The organism is Lactobacillus sp. ESL0228 (assembly GCF_003692825.1).
In the GTDB taxonomy this organism is placed as follows: domain Bacteria; phylum Bacillota; class Bacilli; order Lactobacillales; family Lactobacillaceae; genus Lactobacillus.
The window spans coordinates 103,183-123,008 of record NZ_REHJ01000010.1 but is presented as its reverse complement, the minus strand read 5'-3'; the positions used below and the strand labels follow the sequence as shown (position 1 = coordinate 123,008).

18 protein-coding genes are annotated in these 19,826 nt (G+C 35.3%); 17 read left to right on the top strand and 1 reads right to left on the bottom strand.

Annotation, left to right across the window (positions count from 1 at the left end; genetic code table 11):
- Positions 1-27: 27 nt before the first annotated feature.
- The 13 genes from metG to F5ESL0228_RS06970 all read left to right on the top strand — a co-directional run bounded on the left by metG (position 28) and on the right by F5ESL0228_RS06970 (position 14,296).
- Positions 28-2,004 (top strand): methionine--tRNA ligase, encoded by a 1,977-nt coding sequence (gene metG / locus F5ESL0228_RS07030; protein ID WP_122018967.1) that lies wholly within the window; start codon positions 28-30, stop codon positions 2,002-2,004.
- Entirely contained in the window at positions 2,004-2,771 is a 768-nt protein-coding gene (locus F5ESL0228_RS07025; protein ID WP_122023310.1) for a TatD family hydrolase, read from the top strand. The genes metG and F5ESL0228_RS07025 overlap by 1 nt, the downstream gene beginning before the upstream one ends.
- Complete coding sequence (gene rnmV / locus F5ESL0228_RS07020) at positions 2,758-3,324, top strand: ribonuclease M5 (RefSeq protein WP_122018964.1); 567 nt, start codon at positions 2,758-2,760, stop codon at positions 3,322-3,324. The genes F5ESL0228_RS07025 and rnmV overlap by 14 nt, the downstream gene beginning before the upstream one ends.
- Positions 3,317-4,201, top strand: coding sequence for a 16S rRNA (adenine(1518)-N(6)/adenine(1519)-N(6))-dimethyltransferase RsmA (gene rsmA / locus F5ESL0228_RS07015; RefSeq protein ID WP_122018962.1), 885 nt, complete (start codon positions 3,317-3,319; stop codon positions 4,199-4,201). Before rnmV ends, rsmA begins: the two co-directional genes overlap by 8 nt.
- A gap of 81 nt (positions 4,202-4,282) precedes the next feature.
- Positions 4,283-4,528 carry a Veg family protein gene (locus F5ESL0228_RS07010; RefSeq protein ID WP_122018960.1) on the top strand — a complete coding sequence of 82 codons (246 nt, stop codon included), beginning with the start codon at positions 4,283-4,285 and terminating at the stop codon, positions 4,526-4,528.
- Positions 4,529-4,642: 114 nt separating this feature from the next.
- Entirely contained in the window at positions 4,643-5,473 is an 831-nt protein-coding gene (gene purR, locus F5ESL0228_RS07005; RefSeq protein WP_122018958.1) for a pur operon repressor, read from the top strand.
- Positions 5,474-5,533: 60 nt separating this feature from the next.
- Complete coding sequence (gene glmU / locus F5ESL0228_RS07000; RefSeq protein ID WP_122018956.1) at positions 5,534-6,919, top strand: bifunctional UDP-N-acetylglucosamine diphosphorylase/glucosamine-1-phosphate N-acetyltransferase GlmU; 1,386 nt, start codon at positions 5,534-5,536, stop codon at positions 6,917-6,919.
- 183 nt (positions 6,920-7,102) lie between these two features.
- Positions 7,103-8,707 carry an SLAP domain-containing protein gene (locus F5ESL0228_RS06995; protein WP_122023309.1) on the top strand — a complete coding sequence of 535 codons (1,605 nt, stop codon included), beginning with the start codon at positions 7,103-7,105 and terminating at the stop codon, positions 8,705-8,707.
- 122 nt (positions 8,708-8,829) lie between these two features.
- Positions 8,830-10,188 (top strand): PTS sugar transporter subunit IIC, encoded by a 1,359-nt coding sequence (locus F5ESL0228_RS06990; RefSeq protein ID WP_122023308.1) that lies wholly within the window; start codon positions 8,830-8,832, stop codon positions 10,186-10,188.
- Between the two features lie 16 nt (positions 10,189-10,204).
- On the top strand, positions 10,205-11,305 hold the full coding sequence (locus F5ESL0228_RS06985; protein ID WP_122023307.1) for a DUF871 domain-containing protein: 1,101 nt from the start codon (positions 10,205-10,207) through the stop codon (positions 11,303-11,305).
- Between the two features lie 224 nt (positions 11,306-11,529).
- On the top strand, positions 11,530-12,003 hold the full coding sequence (locus F5ESL0228_RS06980; protein ID WP_122023306.1) for a cysteine hydrolase family protein: 474 nt from the start codon (positions 11,530-11,532) through the stop codon (positions 12,001-12,003).
- 231 nt (positions 12,004-12,234) lie between these two features.
- Complete coding sequence (gene murQ / locus F5ESL0228_RS06975; protein WP_122023305.1) at positions 12,235-13,131, top strand: N-acetylmuramic acid 6-phosphate etherase; 897 nt, start codon at positions 12,235-12,237, stop codon at positions 13,129-13,131.
- 193 nt (positions 13,132-13,324) lie between these two features.
- The gene (locus F5ESL0228_RS06970) at positions 13,325-14,296 is read left to right on the top strand and encodes a ribose-phosphate diphosphokinase (protein ID WP_122018948.1); all 972 of its coding nucleotides are present in this window, start codon (positions 13,325-13,327) and stop codon (positions 14,294-14,296) included.
- A gap of 58 nt (positions 14,297-14,354) precedes the next feature.
- On the opposite strand, the gene F5ESL0228_RS06965 is transcribed toward F5ESL0228_RS06970, so the two are convergent.
- Positions 14,355-15,713, bottom strand: a complete 1,359-nt coding sequence (locus F5ESL0228_RS06965; protein ID WP_122023304.1) for an HD domain-containing protein — start codon at positions 15,711-15,713, stop codon at positions 14,355-14,357.
- A 176-nt stretch (positions 15,714-15,889) separates the two neighbouring features.
- Here F5ESL0228_RS06965 and F5ESL0228_RS06960 point away from each other — a divergent pair, with 176 nt between their 5' ends.
- The 4 genes from F5ESL0228_RS06960 (at position 15,890) to F5ESL0228_RS06945 (ending at position 19,719) form a co-directional block, all read left to right on the top strand.
- Positions 15,890-16,516 (top strand): carboxyl transferase domain-containing protein, encoded by a 627-nt coding sequence (locus F5ESL0228_RS06960; RefSeq protein WP_122023303.1) that lies wholly within the window; start codon positions 15,890-15,892, stop codon positions 16,514-16,516.
- A gap of 204 nt (positions 16,517-16,720) precedes the next feature.
- On the top strand, positions 16,721-17,125 hold the full coding sequence (locus F5ESL0228_RS06955; protein ID WP_122018944.1) for a DUF1934 domain-containing protein: 405 nt from the start codon (positions 16,721-16,723) through the stop codon (positions 17,123-17,125).
- A gap of 46 nt (positions 17,126-17,171) precedes the next feature.
- Positions 17,172-17,726 carry a DNA-directed RNA polymerase subunit delta gene (rpoE, locus tag F5ESL0228_RS06950; protein WP_122023302.1) on the top strand — a complete coding sequence of 185 codons (555 nt, stop codon included), beginning with the start codon at positions 17,172-17,174 and terminating at the stop codon, positions 17,724-17,726.
- 373 nt (positions 17,727-18,099) lie between these two features.
- On the top strand, positions 18,100-19,719 hold the full coding sequence (locus tag F5ESL0228_RS06945; RefSeq protein ID WP_122023301.1) for a CTP synthase: 1,620 nt from the start codon (positions 18,100-18,102) through the stop codon (positions 19,717-19,719).
- The last annotated feature ends 107 nt before the right edge of the window (positions 19,720-19,826 follow it).

Below are 19,826 nucleotides of genomic sequence, written 5' to 3'. Positions count from 1 at the left end.
TAGATGAAACTTAAGGAGAAAATGAATATGGCTGATAAAAAAACTTTTTACATTACCACCCCAATCTACTATCCGTCTGGCCGTTTAACTATCGGTAACGCTTATACAACAATTGCTGCAGATGTGATGGCACGCTATAAGCGTACGCAGGGGTTTGATACTTTCTTTTTAACTGGAACAGATGAACATGGTTTAAAAATTGAACAAAAGGCTGAAGCAAAAGGCATCAAGCCACAAAAATTTGTAGATGATATGGCTGCTACCTATCAAAAGTTATGGAAAAGTTTGGATATTTCATATGACAAATTTATTCGTACAACTGACGAGCAACATGTTAAAGGAGTTCAAAAAATCTTTGAACAACTGCTAAATCAAGGTGACATTTATCTTGGAGAATATACCGGCTGGTATTCAGTTGAGGATGAAGAATATTTCACAGAATCTCAACTGGCCGAGGTTTATAAGGATGATGTCGGTAATGTAATTGGCGGTAAAGCACCATCTGGTCATGAGGTGCAACTAGTTAAGGAACCATCTTATTTCTTCAAAATGAGTAAATATGCAGATCGACTCTATCAATACTATCAAGATCATCCTGAATTTATTTTGCCTCATTCTCGAGAAAAAGAAATGGTCAATAATTTTATCAAACCAGGACTAGAGGACTTATCGGTAACAAGGACAACTGTTTCTTGGGGAATTCCTGTGCCAAGTGATCCTAAACATGTTGTTTACGTTTGGATCGATGCTTTGTCTAACTATATTACGGCATTGGGATATGGTTCAGATGATGATTCGCTATTCAAGAAATATTGGCCTGCAGATATTCACTTAGTTGGTAAAGAAATAGTCCGGTTCCACACAATTTACTGGCCAATTATGTTGATGGCATTAGGCTTGCCACTACCTAAGCATATTATTGGTCATGGCTGGGTATTGATGAAGGATGGTAAAATGTCCAAGTCCAAGGGTAATGCCGTTTATCCTGAATCAATTACTAGTCGATACGGCGTTGACGCATTGCGTTACTATCTAATGCGGGCACTACCGTTTGGTTCAGATGGAATATTTACTCCGGAAGATTTTGTAGAACGTGTCAATTATGATTTAGCGAATGATTTAGGTAATTTATTAAATCGAACTGTTTCGATGATTAATCAATATCAAAATGGTCTTATTACTCAAGTTGCGGGTGAACAAGATCAATTTGGAGAAGATTTAGCACAAACTGCTGCTGAAATTATTATTAATTATCATCAAGAAATGGATACACTTCATTTTACTCAGGCAATTGACGATATTTGGAAATTAGTTAGTCGTGCCAACAAGTATATAGATGAAACCACACCATGGACTTTAAACAAGGAAGGAAAAACTGCTGAACTTGCACGGGTAATGTCTAACTTAGCAGAGAGCTTACGTATAATTGCTTTGTTAATTGCACCAATTATGACCAGGACACCTATTGAGATGTTCAAGCAATTAGGTCTTGATTGGAACGATGAAAGTCAAAAACAGCTTAATTTTGGAGCATATGATTGGAACATCAAGGTAGTTGCTAAGCCAACACCAATTTATCCAAGACTGAAACCTGAAGAAGAAATTAAGTATATTAAAGATGAGATGGCTAAAGCCAAGCCTAAGAAACAAAGTCGTAGTGAAAAAGGGCAAGACAAGGAAATTACAATTGATGATTTTGATAAGGTTAAAATACAAGTGGGTAAAATTCTTGCCGTTGCACCTGTTAAGGGTTCGGATAAATTGCTCCAATTCCAACTTGATTTTGGTAACGGTCAAGAACGACAGATTTTAAGTGGGATTCGTAAATTTTATCCGAATGCTAATGAGCTTTTAGGTAAGAAAGTACTGGCAGTAACTAATTTGAAACCACGTAAAATGTTGGGTCAATTAAGTCAAGGAATGCTTTTATCAAGTGAACAAGGCGGACAAGTAAAACTTGCGATAATAGGTGATGAGCATGAACTTGGAGCAGAATTAGGCTAATGGAATTAATTGATAACCATACGCATTTACAAGATGAGACATTTCGAGGTAGGGAAGAATTTTACCTTGATCGCGCCCAAAAGTTAGGTGTAACAAAAGTAATTTGCGTGGGGCAGGATCCTGAATTTAATAAAAGAGCAATAGAACTAAGTCAGCGTTTTGAAAAAGTATATGCAATGGTGGGTTATTGCCCAGATGTTGCTAAAGACTATGATCAAAAAGCTGAGGATACGATAATTGAACAGTTACAAATTCCTGGCGTGGTGGCAATGGGAGAAATTGGTCTTGACTATTATTGGGATGAATCACCACGATCAAAACAACGTGAGGTTTTTGCAAGACAGATTGAAGTTGCTCATGAGATGAAAAAGCCGGTAGATATCCACACTAGGGATGCCTTTGGCGACTGCTATGAAATTTTAAAGCATAGTGATTTGGAATACGGCGCAATTTTGCATAGTTTTAATGGGGATGTTAACTGGCTAAATAAGTTTTTGGACTTAAATGTATATTTTTCTTATTCTGGTGTAGCCTCATTTACTAAGGCAGTAGAAGTTCATTCAGCGGTTAAAAAAACACCTTTAAATAGGTTGCTGCTAGAAACAGACGCGCCCTTTTTAACTCCTAAACCGTATCGTGGTCATCAAAATGAACCGGGTTACGTTTACTATGTTGGTCAAGCTATTGCTCAGTTAAAAGGTATTTCGTTAGAAGAAGTTGCACAAATAACATATAAAAATACGATGAGGGTTTATGGTCTTAACTAAAAAAAAATTTAATGCAGTTGTGGTTGTCGAAGGAAAAGATGATACAATTCGTCTAAAGCAATTTTTCCCTGGTATTGAAACAATTGAAACAAATGGTTCGGATGTTCCGGCATCTGTTTTAGAAGAGTTGAAAGAACTAAGTAAAAAACGAGAAATAATAATTTTAACTGATCCTGATTTAAATGGTGAACGAATTCGGCGTCTTGTGACTGAAGCAGTTCCTAAGGCTAAGCAGGCTTTTATTACTCGTAAGGAAGGTGAGCCGCATAATAGAGGCAATTCATTGGGGGTTGAACATGCTTCAAGACAAGCACTAGGTAAGGCTCTAAGTGATTTACGTGAGATTCAACCACCTGCTAGTGATTTAACGCTGTATGCTTATCGAAAGCTTGGCTTATCTAGTGGTCAAGGTTCACGACAATTGCGTGAAAAAGTGGGAATAATTTTGCGAATTGGTTATGGAAATGCAAAGCAATTTTATAAGCGTTTGCGTACTTTCAATGTACCTTTAGCTCAATTGAAAGCTGCAGTCAAGGAGGCTAATAATGAATAATGAAATGCCAATTGGCTCTATGGTTAGGACGCAAGCGATCATTAATCGCTATTTTGTTCGGGCTAAGAAAAATTTAGGACAAAATTTTTTGATTGATTTAAATGCCATTCAAGGAATTGTTCAAGCAGCTGAAATTGGACAAGATGATCAGGTAATAGAAATTGGGCCTGGAATTGGGTCTTTGACGGAACAACTTTTACTGGCAGGAGCTAAGGTTTTTGCTTACGAAGTTGATGATAGCTTGCCAGAAATTTTGCACAATGAGTTACCAATTAAAGTTAATGGTGTTGCTCTTAATGATCGTTTTCGGCTCTTAATGAAAGATATTTTGCAAGCTGATTTTAAACATGATCTTGAGGGCTTCTTCGATTTAAGCAAGCCAATAAAAGTAGTTGCTAATTTGCCCTATTACATCACAACGCCGATAATTTTCTTTTTGAATAAAGCCATGAATTTTAGTAGTTTAACCTTAATGATGCAAAAAGAAGTGGCTGAACGGCTTCAAGCTAAACCCAATAATAAAGATTACGGTCCACTAACAATTGGTGTGCAAACTGAAATGAGTATTAAAATTGCTTTAACGGTTAAAAGCAGTTCCTTTATTCCTCAACCAAAGGTTGATTCAAGTGTAGTGATATTAAAGCCTTTAGAACAAAAAATTGCTGTGGGCGATCCAGAATATTTTAATTGGATAGTGAAAATGTGTTTTGGCCAACGACGTAAAACTTTAAATAATAATCTTAAAAATATTTTGCCAGATCCCGATAGTCGTAAGCAATTATTGGCAAAGTTGCATCTTGATCCAAGAGTTAGACCGGAACAATTGGCTATTTCTCAATTTGTTATGTTGGCACAGGCAATTAAGTCAAAAAGATAATGTTGTTACTGACTTGCTCTTAAAAAGTATTGAAAAAATGATGATAAAGTGGTAAAATTCGACTCAAAGGAGTTGTTATTAGTGCCAACATCTATTATTACCATTAAAGAAAAATTGGATTCACACCTAGGTGACCCAATTACAGTCGTTGCAAGAGCAGGACGTAAGAAAGTTACTAAAAGACGAGGGATTTTAAAAGAAACATTTCCAGCTGTGTTTGTAGTCGATTTAGACCAAGATCAAAATAATTTTAAACATGTTTCTTATAGTTACACGGATTTATTGACTAAAAATATCACTTTAAAATTTGATGATATAACTGATTAAGTTGATTAATTAGCATTTGTGGAGGTAATAACATTTTGTAAATGTTAGTGCCTTTTTTTGTGGTTCAGTGTATAGTAGTAACTGGCAAAAACCAAACATTAGGGAGGAAAATTTATGAAACGTTCAGAGAGATTGGTTGATATGACCAAGTATTTAATGGAACGACCACATGACTTGATTTCATTGCCTTTTTTTGCAAAACGCTATGATGCTGCTAAATCTTCAATTTCGGAAGATCTTGCAATTTTAAAGCATACGTTAGCTGCTAATCAAGATGGGATTTTAGAAACAGTAGCTGGTGCTGCTGGGGGTGTACGGTATATTCCATTTTGGGGGATGGAACATGCCCAACAATATTTAGAAGACTTAGCTAGTAGAATTGAGGATCCCAATAGAATTTTGGCGGGCGGATTTGTCTATCTTTCGGATATTTTAGGTAATCCACAAGATTTAGACAAAATTGGTAGACTAATAGCAACGCGTTATGCATACTCCAATATTGATGTAGTAATGACTATTGAAACCAAGGGAATAGCATTGGCACAGGCTGTCGCACGTTATTTAAATGTTCCGTTTATTATTGCTCGTAAACGTTCCAAAGTGACAGAAGGAGCGACCGTTTCGGTTAATTATATTTCTTCTTCACTTGATCGGGTATCAAAAATGGAATTACCAACTAGAGTTTTAAATGAAAATTCGAATGTTCTATTAGTAGATGATTTCATGATGGCAGGTGGAACCTTAACAGGTATGCAACAGTTAGTTAAGGAATTTAATAGTAATATTTCTGGTGTTTGTGTTTTGTGTGAAGCCGATTTTGATGATGAAAAGTTAATCGAAGATCATTTGTCATTAATAAGAATTACTTGTGTAGATAGTAAGAAGAATGTGATTTTAGCTGAACCGGGTACTCTTATATCACATACAAATTTTAACCATTTTTAGGTTGCCTGATGATATGATAAAATAAAATAATAATTTAAGAATATAAAGAGGCCGGAATTAATGAAAAAGTTTGTAGTTGTATTAGCAGCCGGTAAAGGTACACGAATGAAATCAAAGCTGTATAAGGTTTTGCATCAAGTTTGTGGTAAGTCGATGGTTGAACATGTGGTTGAGGCCGCACAGGCAATTGAGCCAGATAAAATAGTAACGGTTGTTGGTAATGGTGCTGAAGAAGTAAAAAAAGTATTAGCTGGTAAGTCTGAATTTGTTTTACAAAAAAAACAGTTGGGAACAGGCGATGCGGTTTTAACCGCAGAAAAGCAACTTTCAAGACAAGAAGGAGCGACACTGGTAATAACTGGAGATACACCATTATTTACTAGTGAGACTTTCCAAAAATTATTTAATTATCATCAAAATAAAGGTAATGCAGCAACAGTTTTAACAGCGCAAGCTCCTAATCCATATGGATACGGAAGAATTATTCGTGATGAACAGGATAATGTTTTACGGATTGTTGAGCAAAAAGATGGGAATTCTGAAGAATTAAAAGTTAAAGAAATTAATACAGGCGTTTTTTGTTTTGACAATAAACAATTGTTTAAAGCTCTCAAGCAAGTAACTAATCATAATGCGCAAGGTGAATATTACCTTACTGATGTCTTAGAGATTTTGCGAAATAAAGGACAGCGAATTGGCGCATATAAAATGCACGATTTCAGTGAAAGTATTGGTGTCAATGATCGTGTTGCGTTGGCACAGGCTACCAAAATCATGCAGAGACGTATTAATAAAAAACATATGTGTAATGGGGTCACTTTTGTAGATCCTGAAACTGCATATATTGATGCTGGTGTTGAAATTGGCAGTGATACACAGATTGAGGGCAATGTTGTGATCAAAGGTAAGACAGTAATCGGCAATGATTGTTTAGTTACCTCTGGTTCAAGGATTATTGATTCAAAAGTTGGTAATGATGTAACAATTATATCGTCAACAATTGAAGGGGCTGAGATGGACGATCACAGTGATATCGGTCCCAACTCTCATTTGCGTTCACAAGCTATAATTAGGTCAGGTGCCCATATTGGCAACTTTGTAGAAATTAAGAATGCAGAAATTGGAGAAAATTCAAAAGTAGGTCATTTAACTTATGTTGGAGATGCTACACTAGGAAAAGATGTTAATGTAGGTTGTGGAACTATCTTTGCAAATTATGATGGTGTCAAAAAAGATCATACAACTGTTGGAGACCGAGCATTTATAGGTTCAGGTGCAACTTTGGTAGCGCCGGTTAATGTTGCAGATCATGCCTTTATAGCTGCTGACTCAACGATTACCAAAGATGTTGACCAATATGATTTAGCAATTGCACGTGGGCGACAAGTAAATAAGCCAAATTACTGGCATAAATTGCCGTTAGCTAATGATTCTAATTGGAAATAAAAAGTAATTAACTAAAAAATAATACTATTAAGTCACTAATGCTTAAAAATGGTAAAGATAATGTCGAAATGATTATCTGATTCTTAAGAAAAAGTAAGCTATTACAAACTTCATTTAAAAAAAGGTTGTATTAGTATACAATATTATATGATGAAATTTAAATTTTACGAGGTAGAGAAATAAATGAAATTAAGTCATAAATTAATAACTGTATCAACGGCTGCATTGATTGGTGTTAGTCCAATTTTAAGTGTAAGTCAAGTTGCTTTAGTCCAGGCAGCTAATAAGCCAGCCAAAACTAAGAAAAACTCGTCTAAAAAAGCAACCTCACAGCAAGGAAAAATCAAATTAAGTCGCAATGCTTATGTGTATGATAAAAATGGTAAGCGGTTAAAGACCTACATGGGCAGTCCTAAGAATACGGTAATTGCTAAAGGCTATACAGTTAAATACAGTGCCAAAAAGACTATTAATAATAAAGAATATTATGATCTTGGTGGTGGTGCCTTTATCAAAGCAGCAAATGTTGGTTATGTTGATGGTAAAAAAGTTGACGGCAAAAAGGCCACAACTAAACCAGCTCCAGCTTCAACTACTGCGAAGTTAAAGAGTAATGCTTACATTTACGATGCTAAAGGTAAAACTGCTAAAAAGAAGTTGAAGAAAGGTCAAGTTGTTACCGTTGATCAATTACTGTACATTGGTAGCAAATTATATTACAGAATTGGTGGACAAACTAACCAATTCATTAAAGCTGCAAATGTTGGCTCAACAACTGGTACGAAGTTAAAGCCAAGCAATAAAAAAACGTCAAAGAACGATAATGGCCGGACACCTAGTGATAATCAGAATGATGCAACTGTTATTACCTTGAGTAAGAATGCTTATGTTTATGATGGTAAAGGTAATTCCAGTGATCAGCTAATTAAAAAGGGTCAAAAGGTTCAAGTTGATAAGTTGCAATATATTGATGGTAAGCTTTACTATCACATTAGTGATGCTAAATACCCAGGTGACGATCAATGGATTAAGAAAAGTAATGTTGGCGTCATAACAGGTAAGCAATTATCACCTTCAAATGAGAATAAACCAGAAGATAATCAAACTGGTACGATCGCAACGTTGGGTAACGATGCCAATGTTTATAACAATAAGGGTATTTTACAATCAACCAAAACATTTGCTAAAGGTCACACAGCTCGTATAACTGAATTGCGTTACATTTGGGTTGAGAGTGAAAATAAAGCTGAATTATTCTACAAGTTACAAAGTGACAAGAATGGTTATCTGAAAGCAAGCGATGTTAGCAGTATAAGTGGTGACAAGTTAGTTCCAGTGAATACAGAAGAAAGTGCTAAAGATGAAACTGTGATGGCAACTGCAACTGACAAAAAGCCATTACAAGATGCTTTAGCTGAAGTGGCTAGTGTTAGAAGCAGTGATGCTTATAAATTATCAGCTAAAACTTTGCGTGATGCATATGATAATGCAGTAACTTCTGGTACACAGGTTAATAATGCTAGTTCAACCATTGCAAATGTTAAGAATGAAATTAACAAGATTACCAAGGCTAAAGCTGCATTAAACGGTAAAAAGATAGTAGTTAATGATTTAAAGAATTTGACAATGGATGAAGCCAACCAGATTGTTCAAGTGGTGGCAACTGCAAATGGTGTAGCTGCAAGCACGGTTCAATTTAGTAATAATAATACTGTTTTAACTATTGTTGGTAGTAATGGTTTCCAGCAAACCTTAAATATTGCAGATTACGCTACTACAAATAAATAACTGACTAAAATTATATATATAAAGGTAGATAAAATATTGATTTTATCTACCTTTTTTGTATATACCATTTAACGCTTACATAATTATGATATACTAACAAAGTAAAGAGTAGGAGGGAAATTATGAATGCTTTAATTAATTGGTTAAATAAACACGTTGTTCCAATTGCTGCTAAGATTGGTTCGATTCGCTGGTTAATTGCTTTACGTGATGCTTTTATTGCGATGATGCCATTGATGCTGGCAGGCTCAGTAGCAAATGTTATAAATTCTTTGGTTAGAGATTTACCAAATCAGTTTGGGTGGACAAGCTTTGTTAATTCAATGCAATGGCTAATTGGAATTAATGCAATGGTTTGGACAGGCTCAACTGCTATTTTGGGGTTGTTATTTTCATTTACATTTGGTTACCAGTTATGTGTTCAATATAAAGTAGAACCAATTACGGGTGGACTAGTTACCTTAGGAACTTTCATTATGGGCTTACCCCAAAACTTTGTTTTGGTTTTGAAGAATACACTTTCTCAAGGTGATACGAAGACTTTAACTGATGCGGGTGCCGTTATTACAGGTAAAAATGTAACTTCATGGGGTTATTTTAACTTTAGTAAATACTTTGGAGCAGCTGGTTTCTTTACAGTAATGATTATGGGTGCCATTTCGGTAACTATATATATCTGGTTGATGAAGAAAAATATCACAATTAAAATGCCTGATACAGTTCCGCCAGCAGTTGCTAAAGCTTTTACTGGAATTATTCCTGCAACTGCCGGTTTATATGTAGTTGGTATTATTAATTATCTATTTAGTCTTAACCAAACAACGGTAATTGACTTTATTTCTAAGACAATACAGGATCCGTTAATGAAAGTTAGTCAAGGTTACTGGTCTGTTTTGCTGATAACATTCTTGGTTCAGTTATTCTGGTTCTTTGGTATTCATGGAAGTAACGTGTTGGCACCAGTTATTGAAAGTATTTGGACGACAGCTTTAATCGCTAACATGAATGCTGCCCATAAGGGACAAGCTTTACCATATTTGTGGACGAGATCTGATTTTGATCTTTATGTGTGGATCGGTGGTGCTGGTTCTACATTACTATTAATTCTTGCAATTTTAGCTTTTTCAACACGTGAAGATCAGCGTGCAGTGGCTAAATTATCCTTAGTACCAGGAATTTTTAATATTAATGAACCAATAATGTTTGGAATGCCAATCGTCTTGGATCCAATCTATTTCATACCGTTTATAATTGCACCATTAATTATGGTTTCAACATCATATGCGGCATTGCGTTTGGGGTTAGTTTCACGAGTTAGAACGCAAATTGTTTGGTCGATGCCGCCTATTCTTAATGCATTTGTTGGTACAATGGATTGGCGATCAGTTGTTTTGCAATTAATCAACATGGTAATTGGTTTCTTGATTTATGTACCATTTGTTAAGGCTGCTAATAATGTCAAGCCTCAAACAGAAGCTTAATTAGGGAGTTATAACAATGAAACAATTAGGAATTTCACTTTATCCTGAGCAGAGTACCTTTGAACAAGATAAAACATATATAGATTTAGCTAAAAAATATGGTTACCAACGTATTTTTTCGTCACTTTTACAATTAAAAAGTGCTAGCGGTATTGATTTACTGGCCCGTCTTAAAGAAGATGTCACTTATGCTAATCAACTAGGATTTAAAACAATTGTTGATATCAACCCAGTTTTGTTTAAGGAATTAAAGATTGATTATCATGATTTGAAGTTTTTTCATGAACTAGGAGTTTGGGGGCTTCGCCTAGATGAAGGTTTCAGCGGTTCAGAAGAAGCGGCAATGACTCATAATCCTTATGGATTAAAAATAGAATTGAATATGAGTCGTGGTACCAATTATTTAGATAGTATCATGTCATATGATCCTGAAATTGATAATTTAATTGGTTGTCACAATTTCTATCCACAGGAATATACAGGGTTAAGTGAAACTGTTTTTATAGAATATTCTCAAAAGTATCGTGATTATGGCTTGCATACAGCTGCGTTTATTTCTTCAAAGCAAGCAAAATTTGGCCCTTGGCCAGTTCATGAAGGTTTGCCGACGATGGAAAGTGATCGAAAGAGAAATATTTTCAGTCAGGTAACTCATCTGCGTTTAAGTAAAATGATTGATGATATTATCATTGGTAATGCATTTGCCAGTGAAGAAGAATTGGCAAATGCAGCAGAAGCTTTTAATAGTCCATTTCCGATGTTAGGGATTAAATTTGAACAGGATGTTCTGCCAATTGAAAGAACAATCTGTTTGAAAGAGCCCCATTTGTATCGTGGAGATGCGTCAGAATATTTGTTGCGTGATACTAAGCCTAGAGTTGTTTATTCAGATAAAGAGGTTGCAGCACAAACTGAAGTTAAAACAACTTTTGACTATGGTGATATTGTTGTTGTTAATGAGAAGTACCCTCGTTATAAAGGGGAAATGCAAGTTGTGTTGAAGCCATTTGAAAATGACGGCCGACGTAACTTGGTTGGTCGAATAATAGATGACGATTTAGATCTATTGGATGAAGTTAATCCGTGGAGCACATTTATTTTACATGATGTTAATTAATGATTTAGAGTCGCAAGATTGATCTTGCGACTCTTTTATTACTATGATTATAAATCATGTTGAAACTTTATTTGAGAGCGTTATAATAAAAGCAAATATATGAATTTAATAACAGTAAGGAGTAAATGAGATGTAATAACAACTTATTTACCTATTGTGTTAAGCTAGTTATTTTAATTGATAAATTTTTTAAATAAATAATTTTAATAATTGAGAGGAAAACAATGTCAGGCGATAATTTACTGTTAGTAATGGATGTTCAAGAAAAGCCAATGCGATTTTTGAGTGGTAAGACCAAACTTATGAAGCGAATCAATCGAATTATTAAGCTATTTGAAGAAAAAAATGAACCTGTTTTTTATATTAAACAAGAAAATTGTGGCGCTCTTTGTTCACAATTAGAGGTTAAACAGACTTCACCAGTGTTTACCAAAAAAGATCAGGATGCATTCACCCAACATAGTTTAGCTGAAAAGGTTCAGCAACTTCATCCGCAAAATTTGGTTGTAATTGGATTAATGAGTCATGCTTGTATTCAAGCTACAGTTAAAGATGCATTAGACCGTAATTATTCAGTAATTTTAATTGGTGATGCTCATGATTCACTAATTAAACCGATGCGTCATCATTATAATCAAGTGTTAACGAAGCTAGGTGCCCATCGCTTGTCAACGGAAGAATTTTTACAAGTTGAATAATGAAAGTAAGTTATCGTTCAAAACAGATTGTTTAAAAGAATATTCTGTCTTTTAAAACAGTCTGTTTTTATATTATTGAGTAATTACAAGTTCACGTTGATTTGGCAATAAAAAATAACTAAGTGGTTACATAAAAATTAGAAAGAGAGAGGAAATCTATGTTTGGGTTTGCTATGTAATTTTATCGGAATAAGAGTAATAATTCAAACTAAGAAATAAGAGTGTGAAGTTATGGAAATCAAAAATTTAATAACCGAAATGCAGAATAAGGCAACAACTCATATTGATACGATGTCAACTATCGAAATGGTCAAAATAATTAACCAAGAAGATCAAAAAGTTGCTCTTGCTGTCAGTACTCAGGAGCACAAAATAGCTCAAGCTATCGATGAAGCTACCAAACACTATTCACAAGGTGGTAGGTTAATCTATGTGGGTGCAGGTACAAGTGGACGGTTGGGAGTTCTAGATGCTGCAGAATTAGTGCCTACATATGGTATTAATCCTGAACGTGCAGTTGGCATAATTGCTGGAGGTAAACAAGCATTGTTTCAAGCCGTTGAAGGAGCAGAAGATTCTCCGAAACTGGGATATACCGATCTACGCAAAATAAACTTAAATAAGCGTGACACTGTATTAGGGCTCGCTGCTAGTGGTAGAACTCCATATGTGATAGGGTGTCTAGATTATGCCAATCAAGTTGGTGCATTAACCGTTTCTATTGCTTGTGTTTCGAATTCTAATATTAGTAAGCATGCTGAAATTGGAATTGAAGCAGTAGTTGGTCCTGAAGTAATCACTGGCTCAACAAGAATGAAAGCTGGTACGGCACAAAAAATGATTTTGAATATGATCTCAACTGGAGTGATGATTAAGCAAGGTAAGGTTTATCAAAATGTCATGATTAATGTGCAACCAACTAATCAAAAATTGCTTGACCGCGCATGTCGAATTATTAATGCAGTTACTGGGAGCACAACTAAGGATGCAGCAACAATTCTAGCACAAGCCGATAATAATGTTGCTTTAGCAATTGTAATGATTAAGACGGGTAAAGATAAAAAAGCGGCTGCTGAACTCTTAAATACTTGTCATGGTAATATTAGTCAAGTATTAAGAGAAGACTAACTTAATTTGTAATCTTATAAATTTTAGTTCAATATAAGAAAGTTTTAGACATATAAAATAAAATTGCTAATTTATCTTGTTTTAAAGGCTTGAATATAGCAGTGTAAAGTTGAATAATAAATACAGGAGTAACTTTTTCAAACAACTTTTGCTAAAATAATAAGTTGTTAACAAATATTATACGGAGGAAATTATGTCTTATAAAGACAATATGATGTTGTTTGCCCTTAATTCGAATTTGCCACTTGCTGAGAAAATAGCTGAACGCGTTGGGGTAGCGCTAAGTAAGTCAAGTGTTCAACGTTTTAGTGACGGTGAAATTCAAATTAATATTGATGAGTCGGTTCGAGGTAAGGACGTTTATTTAATTCAATCATTGAGTGTTCCTGTTAATGATAATCTCATGGAACTTTTGATCATGATTGATGCAGTTCGCCGTGCGAGTGCTCAGACAATTAATATTGTAATTCCATATTATGGCTATGCCCGTCAGGATCGTAAAACTAGACCACGTGAACCAATCACAGCTAAATTAGTAGCTGATATGCTTCAAGAAGCTGGTGCAACAAGAGTCTTGTCACTCGATTTGCATGCACCGCAAATTCAAGGCTTTTTTGATATACCAGTAGATAATCTTATGGGTGCACCTTTACTTGCAGACTACTTTTTGTGTAATCATTTGGAAAAAGATGCTGTTGTGGTTTCACCAGATCATGGTGGTGTAACTCGTGCTAGAAAATTGGCTGAATTTTTAGGTACTTCAATTGCGATTGTAGATAAGCGGAGGCCACGAGCTAATGTTGCTGAGGTAATGAACATTATCGGTGATGTTAAAGGCAAACGGGCAATCATTATTGATGATATGATTGACACTGCGGGAACCATCACCTTGGCGGCACAAGCTTTAATTGATGCTGGTGCAACAGAAGTTTATGCTAGTGCTACTCATGCGGTCTTGTCAGGACCGGCAATTGAAAGATTAAACGCATCACCAATTAAAAATCTTGTATTAACCGATTCGATCAACCAACCAGAAGAAAAGAAATTGGATAAAACTTTGCTTGTATCAGTTGGTTCCTTGATGGGGGATGCCATTAAGTGTATTCAGAAGAATGAGCCACTTAGTCCATTGTTTAATACGCGTTATCAAGAAAATAAGCATTAATATTTTTTAATTAGGTAAAGTAAAAAGAATCTGGGAGATAAGTTCCGGATTTTTTTCTCTATTTCTTGGGTTTTCTTAAATAACGTAAGGTACCATTTTTAATGTAGCGTTGAAATTGCTGATATAGCGGATCAAAAATTTGTGGTTCGGCACTATTTGACATCATGATTTTAGGAAAGAAAAAACGCTCATCGCCCTGTAAAGTTCCATTAAGTGCGCGAACAAGGGGGCTTAGTTGTGATAGTTCAATTAATTGACCATCATCTTGCATGATTTCAATTTGACTATTAGCATTTTTACCAGTTGGTTTATAGGCGTCATATGGTTCATCAAAAGCCGAGTTAGTGTCTGTGTAATAGGTGGGATCAAATCCGGCTTGTTTAATCAAGTCTTTGAGCTTGGGAAGCAGGTTTTTGGTTTCAGCATCAATACATACGCTAGATAATGGCTTTCTGAATAAATAACGATTCGCAAGATCAGCTAAAATTGGATCAGTAGATTCAGTCCACATTGAAAAATTAGTTTCCATTACACCATCGTCAAGTTTAAGATAGTCATTTAATGACCAGTTATCTGCCAAGAAATTTGCTAACTCGGGCGTTACTTGTAGCACACCTTGTTGATATACTATTTTTGCTCTTTCAAGTAGATGTTGCAAAATAACTTCCATAGACCGACCCACACGGTGAAAGTAAACTTGTTGATACATCTGATAACGAGACACGATATAATCCTCTGCTGCATGCATTCCTGACATTGTAAAACAGATTCCACCACTATAAGGTCGGATTTCCTGCAAAATTCGTGATAGATCAAATTCGCCGTAAGTGACACCGGTAAAATAGGCATCGCGTTTTAAATAATCCATCCGGTCGGCATCAGCTTGACTGGAAATTAATTTTACAACTTGTGGATTAGGATAGGTTTTGGCAATTACACTTGCGACTAGTTCAGGAAAGTTAGGAGAAACTTGACGCAATACTTGGTTAACTTCGGTATGGGGATCAGTAATAATTTTTTGACCAATTTTCTCATGATCTGTTCCAAAAAGATGTTCAAAAGTGTGCGAGTATGGGCCGTGACCAATGTCATGAAGCAATCCGGCACATTCAACTAGTAAACGATTATTGTCATCCCAAAGTCCGTCACTAGGAGTTTTAGTGGGATATTTTTCGGCGAAAATGTTGCAAATTCGTCGTGTTAGTTCATAAACACCAGCATTGTGTTCAAACCTAGTATGTGTTGCTCCTGGAAAAACATAGGCAATCGGGCCAAGTTGCTTAATGCGACGCATGCGTTGGAATTCTTTAGTGGTCAATAGATCCAGGATCACTTGATCTTCAATATGAATGTAATCGTGAACGGGGTCACGTAAAACAACTTCCTTCGTTAATTTGTTACTTTTAAAATTCGGCATATCCATCCTCAGGTTTTGTATTTTAAATCAATATTATAGTATATACATAGATTATAACAAAATTAATGAAAGAAAGTTGAAATGATAGAAATAGCAACTTAAAATATGTTTTCGCATGTCTTAAATAATTTTTTTAATTTCGTATTTTATAAATTTATAAAAATAAATTTTAACTAATCACGGTAAGATCTCTTAAAGATAGTAATCTTGCAGTTGTTGTTACTAATAAAGGACAAGAATTAAAAGAACGAATGGCGACTAACTTTGGTAGTCCATTACCTCAAGGATATAGAAAAGCCTTGCGAATCATGAAAACAGCTGAAAGTATGAATTTGCCGATTATAACCTTAATAAATACCCCAGGAGCATATCCGGGAGCGGATGCAGAAATAAATGGTCAGGGGCAAGTCTTGGCTCAGAGTATAAGTAATATGCTCGAATTAAAAGTTCCCATCCTTACTGTAATTATTGGAGAAGCAGGATCTGGTGGTGCTTTAGCATTGGCATGTAGTGATGAAATATGGATGTTAGAGCACAGCATGTATACTGTATTATCACCTGAAGGGTTTGCCTCAATAATGTGGAAGGATGCCAAACGAGCTCAAGATGCAGCTGAAATAATGCATATTGAACCAGAGTGGCTTAAGCAGCAGGGCATCGTTGAACGGATTTTGCCAGAAAAAGTTTTAGCTAACGAAGCAATACAATTAAAAGCAATGCTTGCTCAGAGATTGAAGGAATTTAATGGTTTGTCAGTTGATGAGTTGTTAAATCAACGTCAAGCTAGATTTCGCAAGTTTTAATTCATGAAGTTGGAGACACAAAAATAGCAAATGTTGAAATATCTGGCTAAAAATCCTAGTTTACTTTATAATAAGATTAATAGAGCAAGTGTTGCTACTGTCCGGATTAGCTAATCTTCATGGTTAGCTTTTTTACTTGTTAAACCACGTAAAAAATGAGTGATATAACTAATGATAGCTCATGAGGGAGAAATTAGACCAGTAATGACAAGAGTTAAAATTAACTTCACTAGTAAAATTGTTCAAGAAAAGGAAAGTGAAACTTTTAAAAAATCTGGAATTGGAGATATACAAAAGCAAGGAGAAATTACTAGAATTTCTTATTTGGAAGATGATGTGGTCCCAGTTAAAATTTTAATTAAGCAGGACGATGTGATTATCAAACGTGGTAATGATCGAGATAATTATTCACAGCTACATTTTGTACTTGGCAAAGAAAAAGAATGTCGTTACGTTGCACAAGGTTATCAGATGGATTTAAAAAGTACTACAAATTTACTTAAATTTTTTTCAAAAAAAGATGGCTCGCGAGAACTTCGCATTGAATATGACCTCTTTAGTGGGCTATACTTAGTAGGAAACTATACTGTCACGTTGATTTTTACTTAAACGCCTAGTAAAATAAAAAGGATTGTTAAGAGAGAGGAATGCAATTGTGGGATTAAACGACTTTAAAGACAAAAATCGCAATGAATTATCAATGATTGAAGTTGCTCGCGCAATTTTGGAAGATAACAATAAGAGAATGGCTTTTGCTGATATTGTTAATGCTGTACAAAAGTTTTTGGGTGTGAGTGATGAAGAAATTAGGGAACGTTTGCCTCAATTTTATACAGATATGAACACCAATGGTGAATTTATTTCAATGGGTGAAAATGTCTGGGCACTTCGCTCATGGTTTCCCTATGAATCAGTTGATGAAGAAGTTAATCATCCTGAAGATGAGGATGAAGAAGATACCCGTACTCATCATAAGAAAGTCAATGCCTTTTTGGCAAGCGCTACTGGCAGCGATGATATTATTGACTACGATAATGATGATCCTGAGGATGAAGACTTAGATGTAACACCAGCAGATGATGACGATGATTTTGCTTCTGATGACGATGAAGAAGACTTTGTTCCAGACGAAGAAGATGAGGACTTGCCAGATGGTATTGAGGGGCAGTTATCGGAATTAAATGATGACGATGATGAAGAGGATGAATAATTTTCTGTAATTTAAGTAAATTTTCAATCTTTATATAAAGCGGGATTATTTTCCGCTTTTTTGATGATTTATATTGTGGCTCTTATATTTTTATATTGATTGCTGACTACAAAAACTAGTAAGATTTAGCATTTGACAAGCAGTAAGACAAGTAAAAATTAACAGAAAATGGTTAAGAATAATCTGGGGCTTTGCTAAATGTAAAAATTAGGTTAGTTGAAGAGCGAATTAGCTGTAAGACAAATTATTTTCTTGACTTAAGTAGTTAAAATGGATAATATTTTATTTGGGCACGTTGTGTGCGATTATGCTCCCGTAAGGGAGCTTTTTTTATTTTTGGTTAATTTTTATTTTACGAAAAGGAGTTTGGCTAATGACAAAATATATTTTCGTTACTGGTGGTGTTGTTTCTTCACTAGGGAAAGGAATTACCGCTTCAAGTCTAGGATGGTTATTAAAAAATCGTGGGCTCAAGGTAACAATGCAAAAGTTTGATCCATATATTAATATCGATCCTGGTACCATGAATCCTTATCAACATGGTGAAGTTTTTGTGACTGATGATGGTACGGAAGCCGACCTTGATTTAGGCCACTATGAACGAATGGTTGACGTACGAACTAGCAAGTATTCTAATGTTACTACCGGTAAAATTTATAAGGAAGTTTTAGAAAAAGAGCGTCGGGGAGATTATCACGGTGCGACTGTTCAAGTAATTCCGCATATTACTGATATGATCAAACAAAAAATTATGCGTGCTGGCTTGACTACTGATTCAGATGTTGTGATTTCTGAAATTGGTGGTACCGTTGGGGATATTGAATCGACCCCTTTTATGGAAGCCATTAGACAGATGCGACGCGAAGTTGGTGAAGAGAATGTGATGTATATTCATTGTACTTTAGTACCATATTTGCATGCAGCTCAAGAAATGAAAACTAAACCAACACAGCATTCAGTTGCTGAACTCCGCAGTATCGGTATTCAACCTAATATGTTAGTACTGCGTGCAGAAATGCCGATTGATCAAGAACATAAAGACAAGATTTCTAACTTTACCGATGTACCTGTTGATCGAATTATTGAATCAATTGATGCACCTTCCTTATTCGATTTGCCACTCGCTTTTAAAGAGCAGGGAATGGATCAAAAAGTCTGCGATTTTCTCCATATTGATAGTCCGAAAAAAGAAGCCGATATGGAAGAATGGAAACGTTTGGATGAACGGGCTAAGAATTTAAAGTATTCAACTAAAATAACCTTAGTTGGTAAATATGTTGAACTAGAAGATGCTTATATTTCAGTCACTGATGCCTTAAAGCATGCAGGTTATTCTTTTAATACAAATGTTGAAATTCAAAAAGTTCAAGCTGAAGATATTACAGAAGATAATATCGCTAACTTTATGGAAAATTCTGATGGCTTAATTGTTCCTGGAGGATTTGGAACCCGTGGGCTTGAAGGAATGATTACGGCGATTAAGTATGCACGTGAAAATGATATACCATTTCTTGGTGTTTGTTTGGGAATGCAAATGGCGACTGTCGAATTTGCTCGGAATGTTTTAGGATACCAGGATGCTAACTCTACTGAAGCAAATCCAGATACAACCCATAATGTGATTGATATCATGGCAGATAAACGTGATGAAGAGAATATTGGTGGTACTTTAAGATTGGGGTTATATCCGACTGCATTAAAACCTGGAACTAAAACTGCTGCGGCTTATGGTGATCAAGAGGTAATTCAAGAACGTCACCGTCACCGGTTTGAATTTAATAATCAATATCGTGAAGAATTTGAAAAAGCTGGTATGACTTTTGCTGGTGTGTCTCCTGATAATCATTTAGTTGAAGTAATTGAATTATCAAAGAATAAGTTTTTTGTTGCGGCTCAATATCATCCCGAATTTTTGAGTAGACCACAAAGACCCGAAGGTCTTTACAAAGCCTTCATTGGTGCTGCTTGTGGTTTACCAGAAGAAGAACTTTAATATGAGAATTTGAATAATACAAAAAACTGATATTTAAACGGGAATGACGGAGGTCTTCCCTTGTTTTTTCTAGCAAATTCCTTTAACATAATTATGATTAAACGAAA